The sequence below is a fragment of the Halomonas pelophila genome (genome assembly GCF_040196315.1).
In the GTDB taxonomy this organism is placed as follows: domain Bacteria; phylum Pseudomonadota; class Gammaproteobacteria; order Pseudomonadales; family Halomonadaceae; genus Halomonas; species Halomonas pelophila.
Genome location: NZ_JBEGCI010000008.1, coordinates 156,753 through 172,938, shown reverse-complemented (window position 1 = coordinate 172,938; position 16,186 = coordinate 156,753). Strand labels below are relative to the sequence as shown.

Sequence of the window (16,186 nt, the reverse complement as noted above, 5' to 3'; positions counted from 1 at the left end):
GAGATTAGGTTCGCCCTTGGCTTGTAGCACGTAGGGAGTCACATCACAATCAGGCCGTTCTCAATGTCGGCTCTTGGCCGTTTGCTGCCGTCATCTAACTCGCGGCAAGGAACAAGGTGCTGTCCGTTTTCCATCGCGCGTTCCCTTTCCTCCAGCGAGTCGTCTATGAGGGATTTCTCTCACGAATAGCGCGGCTCTCGCCATTCTCCCTCGGGCTGCCTCAATGACGTTTTCCATGCTCCTCCCCGCCCCGAGGCCGAGGCGGTGGCGGGTAGGGCGGCCTATCTTTGGGCTAGCCACGACGACGGCGGCGCCTCGATGCCTCCGACCGTGCCGGGATGGTCCGGGCCCGGTCGGCAACCCCGGTCGGTCGCCGTCGGGACGTGGCGTGTTGCGTCAGAGGAGCAAGAAACGATGGCAACGCTGATCGTGTTTCATGACGTCGAGGATGGCGAGCATTGGGCCAAGGCCTGGAAGCCAGGGCCGGGCAGCCGGCATGAGATGTTCGCCAAGGTCGGGGTCACCGCCCGCACGTTCAAGAATCCCGAGCACCCGAACTCGGTGGGGCTGATCCTGGAGGTGTCGGACATGGAGCGCTTCCAGGCCTTCATGGCCACCGACGAGGTCCGGCAGGCCATGGAGGAGGACCGGCTGAAGGTCGAGACCATGCGCATGCTCGGCGAGTTCACGCCCTGATCCGTCCCTGCCGCGAGCGGAGAGAGGACTTTAGCTTTTCGCGGGTTGAATAAACTGCCTTTGACCATCACCCACTGGTGAAGGCGTCGTGGCCTGTGCCATGGCGCTCGCCCGTTTCTCACATGTCTTTCAGAGGAGGTTGCCCTCATGGCCTTTGCACCCTCGAGCATGCAGCTCACCAGCTCCGCCTTCGTCAACCACGAGGCGATTCCCACCCGCCACACCGGGGAAGGGGAGAACGTGTCGCCGGCACTTGCCTGGCGCGACGCGCCCGAGGGCACCAAGGGCTTCGCGGTGATCTGCCACGACCCGGATGCCCCGCTGGTGAACGACGGCAGCTACGGCTTCGTGCACTGGCTGCTCTACAACCTGCCGGCCGATGTCACCGCGCTTGACGAGGCCACCACGCTGGGCACCAGCGGCGTCAACGATACCGGCAGCCTCGGCTACGGTGGCCCCATGCCGCCGGAAGGCCACGGCGTGCACCTCTACTACTTCTGGGTGCTGGCGCTGGATACGGTCACCGAGCTGCCCGAGGGGCTGACCCTGCCGGAGCTGCTTAACAAGCTCGAGCCGCACCTGCTCGGCATGAACCGCCTGGTCGGCAGCTATCGCCGCGACTGATCGCCACGCCCGGCGACGCGCTTGTCGCTCCCCCCAACGAAAACGCCACGGCTGAGCCGTGGCGTTTTTCGTTTCCGGAACGGTGACGCGATCAGCCGCGCTTGCCGCTACCCGGCCAGGCCTTGCGGTCGACCTTGCCGGCCAGCTTGGGGAACTGGTCGGGGTCGAAGCTCGGCTCCTGTCCGGCCTTGAGCTGGCGCTCATAGTCGCGGAACAGCGCGAAGGCGACCGGCGAAAGCAGCAGGATGGCCACCAGGTTGATCAGCGCCATCAGACCCATGGAGAGGTCGGCGAAGCTCCAGATCGGCTTGAGGCTTGCCACCGCGCCGATCATCACCATGGCCAGCACCGCCAGGCGATAGATCAGGATGGCCAGCGCCGCGCGCTTGGGACCGGCCAGGTACTCGATGTTGGACTCGCCGTAGGAGTAGTTGGCGATCACCGAGGTGAAGGCGAACAGCAGGATGGCGATGGCGATGAACTGGCCGCCCCAGTTACCGACCTGCTGGGAGAGGGCGATCTGGGTCAGCTGGATGCCGTTGGCCTCGTCGCTCGCCAGAAGCTCCGGGCCGGCCATGATGATGATGGCGGCGGTGGCGGTGCAGATCACCAGGGTATCGAGGAAGACGCCGAGCATCTGCACGAAACCCTGGGCGGCCGGATGGTTCGGGTGCGTGGAGGCGGTGGCGGCCGCGTTGGGCGCCGAGCCCATGCCCGCCTCGTTGGAGAAGAGCCCGCGCTTGATGCCGTTCATGATCGCCTGGGCCACGGCGTAGCCCATGGCGCCGCCGGCGGCCTGCTCGAGGCCGAAGGCGCTCTTGATGATGGTCATGATCGCCGCGGGCAGCTCCGAGGCGTTGAGCATCACCACCACCAGGGCCAGCAGCAGGTAGAGCACCGCCATCAGCGGCACCACGAGCTCGGCGACCCGGGCGATGGACTTGAGGCCGCCGAAGATGATCGGCGCCACCACGACCACCAGCGCCACGCCGACGCTCCAGGTGGGCAGCGAGAAGGCTTCCTGCATGGCCTGGGCGATGGAGTTGGACTGCACGCTGTTGAAGGCCAGGCCGAAGGCGATGATCAGGCAGACCGAGAAGGCCACCGCCAGCCAGCGCAGGCCGAGCCCGCGCTCGATGTAGCGGGCCGGGCCGCCGCGGAAGGTGCGGTCGCCATGGTCGACCTTGTAGGCCTGGGCCAGGGTGGACTCGACGAAGCTGGTGGCCATGCCGACCAGCGCGGTCATCCACATCCAGAAGATCGCGCCGGGGCCACCGAAGTAGATGGCCACGGCCACGCCGGCCAGGTTGCCTGTGCCGACCCGGGCCGCGAGGCTCGTGGAGAGCGCCTGGAAGGAGGAGATGCCGCCATCCGATTCGCGGGAGTGGCGCAGCAGGCCGAACATGTGGCCGAAGTAGCGGAACTGGATGCCGCGGGTCATGACGGTGAAGTAGAGGCCGGCGCCGATCAGCAGGTAGATCAGCAGGCTGCCCCAGACCAGGCCGTTACCGGCGGCCACGAGGTCCGTGAAGAACGAGGGGAGGGTGAGGTCCATGGTGTCGAGTTTGCCCGTATGCGCTATGAATTCGGGGCGTCATTCTTCATGAATGGGCGGAAATGGCAAGGATCACTGAAAATATCGTCATTCACATGGAGATATTTCGTCAATCGGCGGACGACATCAGGTTAATGCTGTTGTGGGCGTATTCGAGGCCGAGAGAACGCTGGTCGCATTGTGGGGCGAGGTAAAGGTGACACGAACGCGGCAAGATCGTCGCAAGAACGCGGCAGGACCGCGAAAAGCACGCCTGCCGATGGAGCGGCGCTGGCGGTTCGGGGGGAGGGGAGAGGGGCGTGAGGGGCGATCTCGTCGATCAGGGCGAACGAGGCAAGCAACGACTCGCGCCGCCGGGCGGCGGCGCGAGTGGGGATCAGGCGTAGGTGTTGATCTGGGTGCCGACGCTGCCGTCACCGGCGAGCTGCGGGTTGGCGGATGCCGACTCGAGCAGGGCGGTGACCTGCTGCTGCTGAGTGTCCAGGGCCTCCTTGAAGATCTTCATCTGGGCCTGCTGGGCGGTCTGCGCCTGCGACAGCGCCTGGGACTGTGCGACGACGTTATTGACCGAGGTATCCATTCGACATTCCTGTATGAGTGGGTTCCGCTACCACGCTAGCAGTTTCCGCCCAGGGCGGAAAGTCGTCTCGACGGCGGTCGTGCGCCGCTCAGCTCAGCGATAGCCTGCCATCAGGTCGCGCACCAGCGGGGTGTCGGCGTCGCGATGGGTCGGCAGCTCGAAGCGGGCCCGTGCGATGGCGGTGCGCGAGAGCGTCGCCTCGATCAGCATCTCCCGATCCTCGGCCTGGGCGAGGATCTCGCCCCGCGGCCCGAGGATGCGCGACCCGCCCCAGAAGTGGCTCTCGCCCTCGGGGCCGTAGCGGTTGGCCATGATCACCGGGGTGCCGTAGGTCATGGCGTAGAAGTGCAGGTTGACCGCCCAGTTCTGCTCGTTGGAGAAGTCCTCGCTGACGATGCCCGAGGCCGAGTTGATCGGCGCGCAGAGCACTGTGGGCCTTGCCAGCAGGGCGGCGTGCACCAGCCCCGGGTTCCACAGGTCGGCGCAGATCAGCGACGTTGCCGACCAGCCCGGCTGCACGGTGCCCTGGGTGAGCTCGCTGCCGTGGGTGAAGAGCTTGCCCTCCTCGAGGCCGCCGTAGGTGGGCAGGTTGAGCTTGCGGTGCACCGCCTGCAGCTCGCCGTGCTGGAGGATCGCCAGGGCGTTGTAGTACTCGCCGGGGCTCGCCTCCTCGACGAAGCCGACCACCGTCTGCATCTCGCCGGCTTCCCGGGCCAGATCGGTCAGCCGCGGATCGTGGGCGGGACAGGCCAGCTCGATCACCTGGTTGCCGAGGCTGTAGCCGGTCAACGAGAGCTCCGGGAACACCAGCAGTTCCAGCCCGGCGTGGCGGGCCTGGGCGATCATTTCGCGGTGGCGCTCGAGGTTGGCATCGACATCGCCCAGGGTGGCGTTGATCTGGGCGGCGCCGACACGCAGGTGGTCCTGATAGTGCATGGTCGAGTCTCGCTGTTAAGGGCGGGAAGGGGAGAAGCCGCGGATCATCGCACCCACGTGGTGGCGCTTCAAGGTGGCCGGCGGCGCCACGCAGGAAGGCCGCCCGCGGGCGGCCTTCGGTCGTCAAGCGCTGCGATCGTGTTGCGATCAGAGCAGCTCGTGGGTCGCGAGGAAGTCACCGGCGACCTCCTCGATGCTCTCGCGCTCCACGTCGACCCGGGCGTTCAGGGCGGCGATGGTCTGATCGTCGAACAGCTCAGACAGGGCGTTGAGCTGATCGGCGAGCTTGGGGTTGGCCTCGAGGGTCTCCTCGCGCACCACCGGCGTGAGGGCGTAGGCCGGGAAGAAGCCCTGGTTGTCCTCGAGCACGCGGAAATCGAACGCGGGGATGCGGCCGTCGGTGGAGAAGACCAGGCCAACGTCGACGTTGCCATCGCGCAGGGCGGAGTAGATCAGGCCGGTGTCCATGCGCACGATATCATCTCGGCCGACGCGAAAGTCGTAGGCCTGCTGCAGCGGGCGCCAGCCGTCCTGGCGGGAGTAGAACTCGGTGTCCAGGCCGAAGGTGAGGTCGGCGTCGTCGTTGATGGCCGCCGCGAGGTCGTCGAGGGAGGCGATGCCCAGACGCTCGGCGCTCGCTTCGCGCATCGCCAGGGCATAGGTGTTGTTGGCGTCGGAGGGCTCGAGCCAGATGATGTCCTTATCGGCGTCCAGGGCCTTGACGCGCTGGTAGGTGGCCTCGGCCGAGAGCGACTCATCGACGTCGTTGTAGACGATCAGCGAGGTGCCGGTGTACTCCCAGTAGAGGTCGATCTGGCCGTTCTCCTGGGCCTGGCGCAGCACGCTGGAGCCCATGCCATCGAGGGTCTCCACCTCGTAGCCGAGGGCGTCGAGATACTGGCTGGTGATGCTGGAGAGGAGCAGCTGTTCGGTGTAGTTCTTGCCGCCGACGGTGAGTTCATCGGCGTGGGCGGTGCCCAGCAGCAGGGCCGGGGCGAGGCAGAGCGCGGAGAGCCTGTGCGGCAGTCGCATTTGCGGAGTCCTTTTCCATAAATGGACTCCCAGCCTGACACGAGGGCCGCCCGAGGCCAACTATTCTTTGGGCGGCCCTCTCTCATCCTTCGGGCGGCACGCCACCCGGACGACCCTGGCGAGTCGCCCGAGCGGCGCCGGCACCGTTCAGAGCAGGTCGTGCTCGTCGAGGAAGTTTTCGGCGACGCGCTCGATGGTCACCTTCTCGACGTCGACCTGGGCGTTGAGATTGGACATGGTCGAGTCATCGAGCAGGCCGGAGAGGGTGTTCATCTGCTCGGCGAGCTCGGGATTGGCCTCGAGGGTCTCCTCGCGCACCACCGGGGTCAGGGCGTAAGCCGGGAAGTAGTTCTGGTCGTCCTCGAGCACGCGGAAGTCGAAGGCCGGGATGCGGCCGTCGGTGGCGAACACCAGGCCGACCTCGACCTGGCCGTCGCGCAGCGCCTGATAGACCAGGCCGGAATCCATGCGCTTGACGTCGCCGCGGCCGACGCGGAAGTCATAGGCCTGCTGCAGCGGGCGCCAGCCATCCTCGCGGGCGTAGAATTCGGCGTTCAGGGCGAAGGTCAGTCCTTCCTCGTCGTTGACCGACTGAGCCAAGTCGGAGAGGGTCGCGATGCCGCGCTCCTCGGCGTCATCCTCGCGCATGGCCAGGGCGTAGGTGTTGTTGGCCTCGGAGGGTTCGAGCCATACCAGGCCCTTCTCGGCGTCGAGCTTCTTGACGCGGGAATAGGTCTCTTCCGGCGAGAGGCGTTCGGTGACGTCGTTGTAGTTGATCAGCGAGGTGCCGGTGTACTCCCAGTAGAGATCGATCTGGCCGTTCTCCTGGGCCTGGCGCAGTACCGCGGAGCCCATGCCGGAGCGCTTCTCGACGTCGTAGCCCAGGGCGTCGAGGTACTGGCTGGTCATGCTGGCCAGTATCTGCTGTTCGGTGAAGTTCTTGCCGCCCACCACGATCTCGTTGGCCTGGGCGGCGGTCAGGCTGCCGGCCAGTGCCGCGCCGGTGAGCAGGGTCATCAGAGTCTTCATGGAGTCGCTCCTTGTTGTGATTTCTGGGTCGTGTTGAATTTGTGATTTCTGGGTCGTGTTGAATCGGTCTTACTGAATCTGTCGGACCGAATCGGTCCTGAAGCGTTGACGCCAGATGCTTCGGTTGTCGGTGCTTCGGTTCTCGATGCTGCGGGTCTCGCTGCGTCCTGGCGCTGCGCCGGGCGTATCAGGCCCGGCTCGGGTTCACCCCTCGCGGCACCACCAAAAAGGCGGTGATGGCGATGAGCATGTCGACCACGATCGCCAGCAGCGCCGTGGGGATCGCGCCGGAGAGCATCATCACCGGGTCGTAGAGGTCGATGCCGGTGAAGATCAGCTCACCCAGGCCGCCGGCCCCGATCAGGAAGGCCAGCGGCACGGTGCCGACGTTGATCGCCAGGGCGGTGCGGATGCCGGCGAAGATCACGTAGAGGGCGTTGGGCAGCTCGACCTTCAGCAGGCGCTGGCCGGGCGACATGCCGATGCCCGCCGCGGCCTCCTTGAGGGCCGGCGAGACCCCCTTGAGGCCAGTGTAGGTGTTGCGGGTGATCGGCAGCAGCGTCGCCACGAAGAGCCCGAACACGGCGGGCACGGTACCGATGCCCAGGAAGCTCATCGACAGTGCCAGCACAGCAAGCGTGGGAATGGTGGTGCCCACGTTGAGCACCTGCATCGCGGATTCGGCGACCCGGGCCATGCTGGGGCGCGACAGCAGGATGCCCAGCGGGATGGCGACGAGGATCGCCAGGCTGCCGGAGATGGTGGTCAGCCACAGGTGCTGCACCGCCAGGTACTGGATGTCCGGCAGGTAGAAGATGAAGTCGTCGATCACGCCGCTGGATTGGCTCCAGATGCCGGCCATGAAGACGGCCACAAGCACCAGCAGGCGCATGGCCCCGGAGAGGTTCAGCGTCGGCATGGGCTTACTCCTCGCTGGCCGATGATGACGGTGACGCCTCGCCGACCGTGTCGTCGGCTCCGGAATGGGCACGGTAGCGCGAACCCAGGTGGTGGGTGATCGAGCGCTGGGTGATCTGACCGACGATGCGACCCTCGTCGTCGACGCAGGGCACCCAGGTCATGTCGTTGGAGAACATCAGCGAGGCGACCTTGCGCAGGTCGTCGTCGAGGCTCACCACCACCGGCACGCTCTGGAAGTGGTCGCGGCAGTGACCCTTGGTGGTGCGGGCCACGGCGGCGCTGACGATGCCCACCGGCTGTCGCTTGGCGTTCACCATCACGATGCTGGTCTGGTAGCCGTAGTCGTCGATGCGCGCAAGCGCGGTCTCGAGGGTGTCGTCGGGGCGCACCAGGCCAATCTCGTCGCTGGCCAGGTCGCGCACCTTGACCAGGTTGAGGCGCTTCAGCGCCCGGTCCTCGCCGAGGAAGGACTCGACGAACTCGTTCTTGGGGGCGGCGAGCAGCTCGTCGGGCTCGGAGTACTGCACCAGCTTGCCTTCGCGGAAGATGGCGATGCGATCGCCCATCTTGATCGCCTCGTCGATGTCGTGGCTGACGAACATGATGGTCTTCTTGAGGTCCTGCTGCATCTTCAGGAACTCGTCCTGAATCACCGCCCGGTTGATCGGGTCGATGGCGCCAAACGGCTCGTCCATCAGCATCACGGGCGGGTCGGCGGCCAGCGCCCGGGCCACGCCGATGCGCTGCTGCTGCCCGCCGGAGAGCTCGCTCGGGTAGCGCTTGAGGAAGGCGTCGGGCTCCAGCGCGATCATGCGCATCATCTCCCGGGCGCGCTCCCGGTACTTCGCCTTGTCCCAGCCCAGCAGCTTGGGCACCACGGTGATGTTCTCCTCGATGGTCATGTTGGGGAACAGGCCGATCTGCTGGATCACGTAGCCGATGCTGCGGCGCAGGTCCTGGGTATCGAGGCTGGTGGTGTCTTCGCCGTTGATGAACACCTTGCCCGAGGTCGGGCGGATGATGCGATTGATCATCTTCAGGGTGGTGGTCTTGCCGCAGCCGGAGGGGCCGAGCAGGATGCAGATCTCGCCGCTCGGGACCTCCATGCTGATGTGGTCGGCGGCGGTCACGGCGCCCTTGGGCGTGTCGAAGACCTTGGTCAGGCTATCGAGTCGAATCATGTGGCGGTCCTTGTCTGGGCGGCCTCGTCGGGGCGGCCGTCTTGTCGGGTCGTCAGCGGATCGGGCGGGCAGAGCGTGGCGCAGGTGACGGCTCAGGCTGTGGCGGCGGCGCGGTCCATGCCCTTGGGCGTCAGGCGCTTCTGCAGCGCCAGCAGCGAATAGTCGACGATGATCGCCAGCACGCTGACGGCCACGGCGCCGATGATCAGCTGGCGCGGATCGGACTGGGAGATGCCGCGACTGATGAAGGTGCCAAGACCCCCGGCGCCGATGTAGGCGGCGATCGCCATGACGCCGATGTTGAGCACCACGGCGGTGCGAACCCCGGCCATGATCACCGGGACGGCCAGCGGGATCTCGACCATGCGCAGGCGCTGGTTGGGACTCATGCCGATGCCGCGGGCGGCCTCGCGCAGGGCCGGGTCGACGTTGTTGATGGCCGTGTAGGTGTTGCGAATGATCGGCAGCTGCGAATAGAGCAGCACCGCGATGACCGCCGGCAGGTAGCCGATGCCCTGACCGATCAGCGAGAGGATCGGGATCATGATCCCGAACAGCGCGATGGAGGGGATCGTCACGATGATCGAGGCGATGTAGAGCACGGTCTTGGCCGCGCGCTCGTTCTTGGTGATGGCAATACCGATCGGCACCCCGGTCAGGGTGGCGATGCCGACGGCCACGCCCACCAGCGAGATGTGCTCGACCGTGCGGGATAACAGGAGCTCCAGGTTATCCAGCGCGTACTGAAACAGTTCCAATCGACGTCTCCTTTCTTCTTTGCCTCTGATGCCGGCCCGCGCCAACGCTCGGGGCGGCCGGGGAGTCGTGCGGCGTCGGCACCGCGTGCAGGGCAGTGTCAGGGTCTGGGGCGCGAAAACCGGCGTAGCGTATCAGAGTCACATAGCCAATTGTTATTGATATGAATGACGATCCAAAATGCCAATTATTGGTAATGGTGATGCTGACCCCGAAAGGCGGGGGTTGGCATGAGAATAGGGGCAAGGGGGCCATCCGGCTAGCCGAAGGCGCCCGAGGGAGGAGGCAAGGGAAGCCGGGCAAGGCAGCCGGTTGAGGCAAACGGTTGAGGCAAACGGTTGAGGCAGATCGCGAGAAGGGCTAGCGGGTCTGGAAGGCCACCCGGGTGCCGTGAGCCAGCACGCTCTGCGGGTCGCTCTGGGTGGCGGGCAGGCCGATCATCTCGTCGGTGATCTCGGCCCAGGTCAGCACGCCGTGGGTGATGCCGAGCGGCAGCAGCGCCCGGCTCACCCACTGGGTGCCGGTGAAGCGCCGGGCCTGGCCGTTGGCGTCGACCAGCTGGCTGACGCCGTGGGCATGGTGCAGGCGCACCAGGTAGTAGCCCTGGTCGATCGAGCGCACCTCGACGGTGGGCGCCTCAACAGACGGCTCAACGGCCGTGTGAGCCCGGCTGACCCGCAGCCAGTCGCCGAGGGCCTCGAGGGTCACGCGTTCGGGCAGTGGGGCAGCGCTTGCCGACATGCGGGTCTCCTTGTCTAGCGGGGCGGCAAGCAAACGCTAACCCCGGCTAGCGCAATGAACAAGATGCGGCATCCCCTCGGTGCGCCGTCGGTGCGGCCTCGAGACGCGCTACCTTGTGCAGGAAGCCCATGGCGATCAGCGGCGTCAGCACGCAGAACAGCAGCGCATAGCGCAGCGAGGCGTCGCCCAGCGACAGGCTCAGCAGGTCGCTGATGGCGCCGATGGCCAGCGGCCCCAGGCCCACGCCGAACACCGTCACCGCGACGGTCTGGATGGCCAGCGCCGTGGCGCGGGCATCGGGCGCCACCAGGTGGGTGATGTGGCTCAATACCGGCCCGACCCACCACACGGCGAAGAAGCCGTTCACGCCGCACCACAGCATGGCCACAGGCACCGGCAGCTCGCCCAGCATGATCCGCGCGTCGCTGGGCCAGAGCAGGTAGGCCAGCATGGCGACGATGCCCACCAGGTGGCCGATCTGCGGGATGCGCAGCCGCCACACCGGATGACGGCCGACCAGGCGGTCGGTGACCCAGCCGCTGAACAGCATGCCCAGCGCCGCCGAGCCGCCGCCGATCACCCCGGCCAGCAGCCCCGCCTGGCGCAGCTCCAGGCCATGGATGCGCACCAGGAAGGTGGCGTTCCACATGCCGTAAGCGTTGGCCCCCAGGGTGGTGATGGCGCTGGCGATGATCAGGGTGCGAAAGGCGGGCTGGCCCCACAGGCCGCGCACGCTGCCCAGCATGCTCTGGACGGGAAGCTCCAGGCTGGTCGGCGCGTCCCAGGTGCCGCGACGCGGCTCGCGCACCAGCACGCCGAGCAGCAGGGCGAGCCCCAGCGCAGGCGTGCCGATCACCATGAAGGCCTGGCGCCAGCCGTACTGCTCGACCAGCCAGGCGCCCAGGCTGAGTGCCAGGATGGCGGCCAGGGTCGGCGCGGTGGTGAAGCAGCTGATGGCGAAGGCACGCCGCCGCGGCGGATAGAGGTCGGCGATCATCGACAGCGACGAGGCCGTGACCGGCGCCTCGACCACCGCCACCAGCATGCGCGCCAGCACCAGCACGAAAAAGCCGGTGGAAAGCCCGCAGAGGATCGTCGCCAGCCCCCAGCAGAGCGCGCACAGGCCCAACAGCCGGGTGCGCGGCACGCGATCGGCCTGGCGGCCGGCGATCAGCGCGAAGACGGCGTATACCGCGGCGAAGGCCAGTCCGGAGACCAGCCCCATGGCGGTGTCGCCGACCCCGAACTCGCGCTGGATCGGCCCGATCATCACCGCCAGCACCTGGCGGCCGATGAAGTTGTCGGTATAGAGCAGGGTCAGCAGCAGCAGCAGGCCGTGGCGCCGCCAGGGCGACGCTACGGGACCCGCCGCGACGGAGGCGGAGGCGGTCATCGGCGCTATCCGGCCTGGCGTTCGCGGGCCATGGACATGGCGGTGTCGTCGATCATGTCCTCCTGGCCGCCCACGGTGCCGCGCCGGCCGAGCTCGACCAGGATGTCCCGGGCCGGCACGCCGTACTTCTTCTCGGCGCGCTGGGCGAACAGCAGGAAGGAGGAGTAGACCCCGGCATAGCCCAGCGTCAGGGCGTCGCGGTCCAGCCGGATCGGCTGATCCATCAGCGGCACCACCAGGTCCTCGGCGACGTCCATCAGCGCGAACAGGTCGACGCCGTGGGTCACGCCCATGCGCTCCAGCACCGCCACGAAGACCTCCAGCGGGGTGTTGCCGGCGCCGGCCCCGAGGCCCGCGGCCGAGCCGTCGATGCGCGAGGCGCCGGCCTCGATGGCGGCCAGCGAGTTGGCGACGCCCATGCCCAGGTTGTGGTGGCCGTGAAAGCCGATCTCGGTGGCCGGGTCGAGCTCGCGACGCAAGAGGTTCAGTCGCTCGCTGACGTCGTCGGGCAGCATGTAGCCGGCGGAGTCCGTGCAGTAGATGCAGTTGGCGCCGAAGGCCTCCATCAGCCGCGCCTGCTCGAGCAGCTGCTCCGGCGAGATCATGTGCGCCATCATCAGGAAACCGACGGTATCCAGGCCCAGCCGGCGCGCCATGCCGATGTGCTGCTCGGCGACGTCGGCCTCGGTGCAGTGGGTGGCGATGCGGATGGTGGAAACGCCGAGGTCCTGGGCCATGCGCAGGTGATCGACGGTGCCGATGCCCGGCAGCAGCAGGGCGGAGACCCGCGCCTGCTGCATCTTCGGGACGACCGCCTTGAGGTACTCCTCGTCGCTGTGGGCGGGGAAGCCGTAGTTGAGCGAGGCGCCGCCCAGGCCATCGCCGTGGGTGACCTCGATCAGCGGCACCCCGGCCCGGTCGAGGCCGGTGGCGATGGCGACCATCTCGTCGAGGCTGATCTGATGCCCCTTGGCGTGCATCCCATCGCGTAGGGACATGTCGTGCAGGGTGACGCGCTTGCCGTGCAGGTTCATGGTGCGCTCCTCAGGCGGTGACGGGGGTGAGGTCGAGATTGCCGCTGGCGAGCTCGGCGGCGAACATCTCCGCGGTGCGCATCGCCGAGGCGGTCATGATGTCGAGGTTGCCGGCGTAGGTGGGCAGGAAGTCGCCCAGCCCCTCGACCTCCAGGTAGACCGAGACCTTGCGGCCGTCGAACACCGGGCCGTTCTTGAGCCGGTAGCCCGGCACGTAGCGCTGCACCTCCTCGATCATGGCGTGGACCGAGTCGGTGATCGCCGCCTGGTCCGGGTCGTCGACGGTCAGGCAGTGGATGGTGTCGCGCATGATCAGCGGCGGCTCGGCGGGATTGATCACGATGATCGCCTTGCCACGCCGCGCGCCGCCCACCTGCTCGACGGCGCCGGCGGTGGTGCGGGTGAACTCGTCGATGTTCTGGCGGGTGCCCGGGCCCACCGAGCGCGACGACACCGTGGCGACGATCTCGCCGTACTCCACCGCCTGGACGCGACTCACTGCGTTGACCATGGGGATCGTCGCCTGGCCGCCGCAGGTCACCATGTTGACGTTCATGGTGCCATTGCCCAGGTGCGCCTCGAGGTTGACCGGCGGCACGCAGAAGGGGCCGATGGCGGCCGGCGTCAGGTCGATCATCAGCACGCCCTTGGCGTTGAGACGGCGCGAGTTTTCGGCGTGGGCATAGGCCGAGGTGGCGTCGAAGGCGATCTGGATGCCGTCCTCCTCGACGTGGGGCAGCAGGCCGTCGAGGCCCTCGGCGGTGGTCTTCAGGCCCATCTGGCGGGCTCGCTCCAGGCCCTCGGAGGCGGCATCGATGCCGACCATCCACACGGGCTCCAGCAGGGGGCTGCGGGCCAGCTTGTAGAGCAGGTCGGTGCCGATGTTGCCGGAGCCGATCAGGGCACAGCGGATCTTGTTCATGGGGGGTGACCCTCCAGTCAGGGGATGGCGAATCGGAAGTTCGTCAGGCGAAGGCGATCGCGCAGTCGCCAAGGCCCTCGATGCTCAGGTGGAAGCGGTCGCCGGCCACCACCGGGATCAGCGGCGCCAGGGCGCCCGAGAGGATCAGTTCACCGGCGCGCAGCGGGATGCCGTAGCCGCCCAGGGTGTTGGCAAGCCAGGCGACGGCCTCGGCGGGATGACCCTGGACCGCGGCGCCGGTGCCCTGGCCGACGCGCTCGCCGTTGCACCAGATCTGCATCTGCGCCGCCGCCAGGTCGAGTTCGCCCGGCGCGCGGCGGGTCTCGCCGATCACGAAGACGCCGCAGGAGGCGTTGTCGGCCACGGTGTCCTCGATGCGGATGCGCCAGTCGTCGATGCGTGAGTCGACGATCTCGAAGCAGGGGCTCACCCAGTCGGTGGCAGCCAGCACGTCGTCACGGCTGATGCCGGGACCGATCAGATCGGCCTTGAGCATGAAGGCGATTTCGCCCTCGGCGCGGGGCTGGATCAGCCCGGCCTCGGCAAGCGAGACGCAGGCGCCGGGCGGGTAGTGCATGCGGTCGGTGAGAAAGCCGAAGTCCGGCTGGTGGACGTCGAGCATCTCCTGGACGGCGCGGCTGGTGACGCCGATCTTCTTGCCGATCACGCGCTCGCCGTCGGCCTCGCGGCGCGCGAGCGCATGCAGCGAGATGCGATAGGCGGCGTCGATGCCGAACTCGCCGTGGCGCGTGGTCAGCGGCGTCACGCTGCGGGCCTGCTGGAGGGCGTCGAACAGCTCGTCGCCCAGCGCCTCGATCAATGCGGAATTCATGATGGGTCTCCTCGAGGATCAGCCCGGCCAGACGCTGCCTTCGGCGCCGCCATCGACCTCGATGACCTTGCCGGTCACCCAGGCGGCGGCCGGGGTGGCGAGATAGAGCGCGGCGGCGGCGATGTCCTCCGCCTCGCCCAGGCGCTGCAGGGGCGTGTTGCGCGCCATGCCCTCGAGCATCTCGGCGGAGGCGGCGTTCTCGAGCGCCGCGGTGCGGATCGGCCCCGGGGCGATGGCGTTGATGCGCACGTCCGGCGCGAAGTCCTGGGCGAGCAGCCGGGTGAGCTGCGTCAGCGCCGCCTTGGCGGTGCCGTAGGCGCTGAAGTGGCGCTGGATGTAGCGCGCCGCCCCGGAGGTGATGTTGATGACGTTGCCGCCGCCCGCCTCGCGCATGTGCGGCACGCTGAGGCGAGTCAAGGCGTAGGCGGAGGTGACGTTGAAGTGCAGCACCTGGTCGAGCTGCTCGGGCGTCATCTTCAGCGGGTGGCTGGGGCCCGAGCCGCCGGCATTGTTGACCAGGTGGGTGAGCCGGCCCATCTCCTCCCGGGTGCGGGTGATCAGCGCCTCGCGCTTGGCCTCGTCGTTGACGTCGCAGCGGATCGCCAGGGCGCGGCGGCCCAGCGAGCGCACCTCCTCGGCGACCGCCTCCACGTCGGCCAGGGTGCGCGCCGCGCAGACCACGTCGGCGCCGGCCTCGGCGTAGGCCAGGGCGATGGCCCGGCCCAGGCCGCGCCCGGCGCCGGTTACCACGGCGACCTGGCCGTGCATGGTGAAGCGATCGAGAATCGTGCTCATGGTCATGCTCCTTCCTGCAGGGTCGAGTGGGCGGGGCGCACCTCGGCCATCGACCAGAGGTCGGGCAACCCCGGGTCGCTGTCGGTGATCAGCCGCTTGAGCAGCAGCTTCAGGGCCAGGGTGTCGCCCGGCCCCAGGCGCGCGGCGATCTCCTCCTCGACCGCCTTGGCCGAGGCGATCTGGTGCAGCGCCAGGTCGCGCCCCTCGCCGGTCAGCCGGTAGCGCAGCGCCTCGCCGTCGCGCTCGACGGCCGCATAGCCGCGGGCCGACAGGGTGTCGAGGTCGACCTGGGTGACCGCGGCGCCGGTGTAGTCGATGAAGCCGTTGAGCTCCTCGAGGGTCAGGCCGTCACGGATCACCAGCACCGAGAGGATGAAGAACGCCGTGTCGTCCAGGGGCGTGGTCGGCTGCTGCCGGCGCAGCTGATAGAGCATCTGGAAGTGGGCGCGGCCCAGCAGGTAGCCCATCAGGTCCTCGGTGTAGCTGCACTCCGGCGGCGGCGTGCTCTGGGTCAGCCGCGGCGCCTGGCGGGGCTTGCGGGCGGTCAGCGCGTACTGGCCGCTCTGGAACACCAGCGGCGGCAGCTCGCTCTGATCGAAGGCCAGCACCTCGCCGACGAAGATCACGTGATCGCCGCCGTCGTGGGTGAAGACCGTGCGGCACTGGAAGCGCGCGGTGCAGTCGTGCAGCAGCGGCGCCTCGGTGACGCCGCTGTCCAGTGCCGTGTCGGCGAACTTGTCCTCGCCGCGGGAGGCGAAACGATTGGAGAGCGGCTCCTGATCCACCGAGAGCACGTGCACGTTCCAGTGCCCCGACTCCTCGAACACCGGCAGGCTGTTGGCGTTCTTTGCCAGGCTCCACAGCACCAGCGGCGGGTCCAGCGACACCGAGTTGAAGCTGTTGGCGGTGATGCCGACGGGGGTGCCATCCGCGCCGCGAGCGGTAATGATGGTGACCCCGGTCGTGAAGGTGCCCAGGGCGTTGCGAAAGGCGTGGGTGTCGAAATGACCGTGACTCATGGAGGGGCTCCTGCCGGTTGTCGTCATCGGAGTATCGTTGCCGCGCCGGGCCGGCTCATCGTCTTTCCGGACTAACCCCGGCGGCGCGATGCGCCGCCACGGCGTCGTCCGATCGGACGACGCCGTGGCCGGCCAGGGTC

17 protein-coding genes are annotated in these 16,186 nt (G+C 67.8%); 2 read left to right on the top strand and 15 right to left on the bottom strand.

Going from position 1 to position 16,186, the window contains the following annotated elements:
• Positions 1-414 precede the first annotated feature (414 nt).
• Together ABE957_RS10920 and ABE957_RS10915 are read left to right on the top strand one after the other, a co-directional pair.
• A complete protein-coding gene (locus tag ABE957_RS10920) occupies positions 415-696 on the top strand; it encodes a hypothetical protein (RefSeq protein ID WP_349758721.1) in 282 nt (93 codons plus the stop codon).
• Between the two features lie 147 nt (positions 697-843).
• Positions 844-1,320 (top strand): YbhB/YbcL family Raf kinase inhibitor-like protein, encoded by a 477-nt coding sequence (locus ABE957_RS10915; RefSeq protein ID WP_349758720.1) that lies wholly within the window; start codon positions 844-846, stop codon positions 1,318-1,320.
• Positions 1,321-1,411: 91 nt separating this feature from the next.
• Here ABE957_RS10915 and ABE957_RS10910 read toward each other — a convergent pair whose 3' ends face one another.
• The 15 genes from ABE957_RS10910 to ABE957_RS10840 all read right to left on the bottom strand — a co-directional run bounded on the left by ABE957_RS10910 (position 1,412) and on the right by ABE957_RS10840 (position 16,046).
• Positions 1,412-2,875, bottom strand: a complete 1,464-nt coding sequence (locus ABE957_RS10910; RefSeq protein ID WP_349758719.1) for an alanine/glycine:cation symporter family protein — start codon at positions 2,873-2,875, stop codon at positions 1,412-1,414.
• 376 nt (positions 2,876-3,251) lie between these two features.
• The gene (locus ABE957_RS10905) at positions 3,252-3,455 is read right to left on the bottom strand and encodes a putative motility protein (protein ID WP_349758718.1); all 204 of its coding nucleotides are present in this window, start codon (positions 3,453-3,455) and stop codon (positions 3,252-3,254) included.
• A gap of 93 nt (positions 3,456-3,548) precedes the next feature.
• Positions 3,549-4,391 carry a nitrilase-related carbon-nitrogen hydrolase gene (locus ABE957_RS10900; RefSeq protein ID WP_349758717.1) on the bottom strand — a complete coding sequence of 281 codons (843 nt, stop codon included), beginning with the start codon at positions 4,389-4,391 and terminating at the stop codon, positions 3,549-3,551.
• 147 nt (positions 4,392-4,538) lie between these two features.
• Positions 4,539-5,423 (bottom strand): glycine betaine ABC transporter substrate-binding protein, encoded by an 885-nt coding sequence (locus ABE957_RS10895; protein WP_349758716.1) that lies wholly within the window; start codon positions 5,421-5,423, stop codon positions 4,539-4,541.
• 147 nt (positions 5,424-5,570) lie between these two features.
• Positions 5,571-6,452, bottom strand: coding sequence for a glycine betaine ABC transporter substrate-binding protein (locus ABE957_RS10890; protein WP_349758715.1), 882 nt, complete (start codon positions 6,450-6,452; stop codon positions 5,571-5,573).
• A gap of 187 nt (positions 6,453-6,639) precedes the next feature.
• The gene (locus ABE957_RS10885) at positions 6,640-7,371 is read right to left on the bottom strand and encodes an ABC transporter permease (protein ID WP_349758714.1); all 732 of its coding nucleotides are present in this window, start codon (positions 7,369-7,371) and stop codon (positions 6,640-6,642) included.
• Between the two features lie 4 nt (positions 7,372-7,375).
• Positions 7,376-8,554 (bottom strand): ABC transporter ATP-binding protein, encoded by a 1,179-nt coding sequence (locus tag ABE957_RS10880; protein ID WP_349758713.1) that lies wholly within the window; start codon positions 8,552-8,554, stop codon positions 7,376-7,378.
• 92 nt (positions 8,555-8,646) lie between these two features.
• Entirely contained in the window at positions 8,647-9,312 is a 666-nt protein-coding gene (locus ABE957_RS10875; protein ID WP_349758712.1) for an ABC transporter permease, read from the bottom strand.
• Positions 9,313-9,670: 358 nt separating this feature from the next.
• Entirely contained in the window at positions 9,671-10,051 is a 381-nt protein-coding gene (locus tag ABE957_RS10870; RefSeq protein ID WP_349758711.1) for a DUF6482 family protein, read from the bottom strand.
• A 46-nt stretch (positions 10,052-10,097) separates the two neighbouring features.
• On the bottom strand, positions 10,098-11,444 hold the full coding sequence (locus tag ABE957_RS10865; protein WP_349758710.1) for an MFS transporter: 1,347 nt from the start codon (positions 11,442-11,444) through the stop codon (positions 10,098-10,100).
• Between the two features lie 5 nt (positions 11,445-11,449).
• Positions 11,450-12,478, bottom strand: coding sequence for a 4-hydroxy-2-oxovalerate aldolase (gene dmpG / locus ABE957_RS10860; RefSeq protein ID WP_349758709.1), 1,029 nt, complete (start codon positions 12,476-12,478; stop codon positions 11,450-11,452).
• 10 nt (positions 12,479-12,488) lie between these two features.
• Positions 12,489-13,400, bottom strand: coding sequence for an acetaldehyde dehydrogenase (acetylating) (locus ABE957_RS10855; RefSeq protein WP_349758708.1), 912 nt, complete (start codon positions 13,398-13,400; stop codon positions 12,489-12,491).
• A 43-nt stretch (positions 13,401-13,443) separates the two neighbouring features.
• A complete protein-coding gene (locus ABE957_RS10850; RefSeq protein WP_349758707.1) occupies positions 13,444-14,232 on the bottom strand; it encodes a fumarylacetoacetate hydrolase family protein in 789 nt (262 codons plus the stop codon).
• An 18-nt stretch (positions 14,233-14,250) separates the two neighbouring features.
• Positions 14,251-15,027 carry a glucose 1-dehydrogenase gene (locus tag ABE957_RS10845; protein ID WP_349758706.1) on the bottom strand — a complete coding sequence of 259 codons (777 nt, stop codon included), beginning with the start codon at positions 15,025-15,027 and terminating at the stop codon, positions 14,251-14,253.
• Between the two features lie 2 nt (positions 15,028-15,029).
• Positions 15,030-16,046: a flavin reductase gene (locus ABE957_RS10840; RefSeq protein WP_349758705.1), complete on the bottom strand. Its 1,017-nt coding sequence runs from the start codon at positions 16,044-16,046 to the stop codon at positions 15,030-15,032.
• Positions 16,047-16,186: the final 140 nt, after the last annotated feature.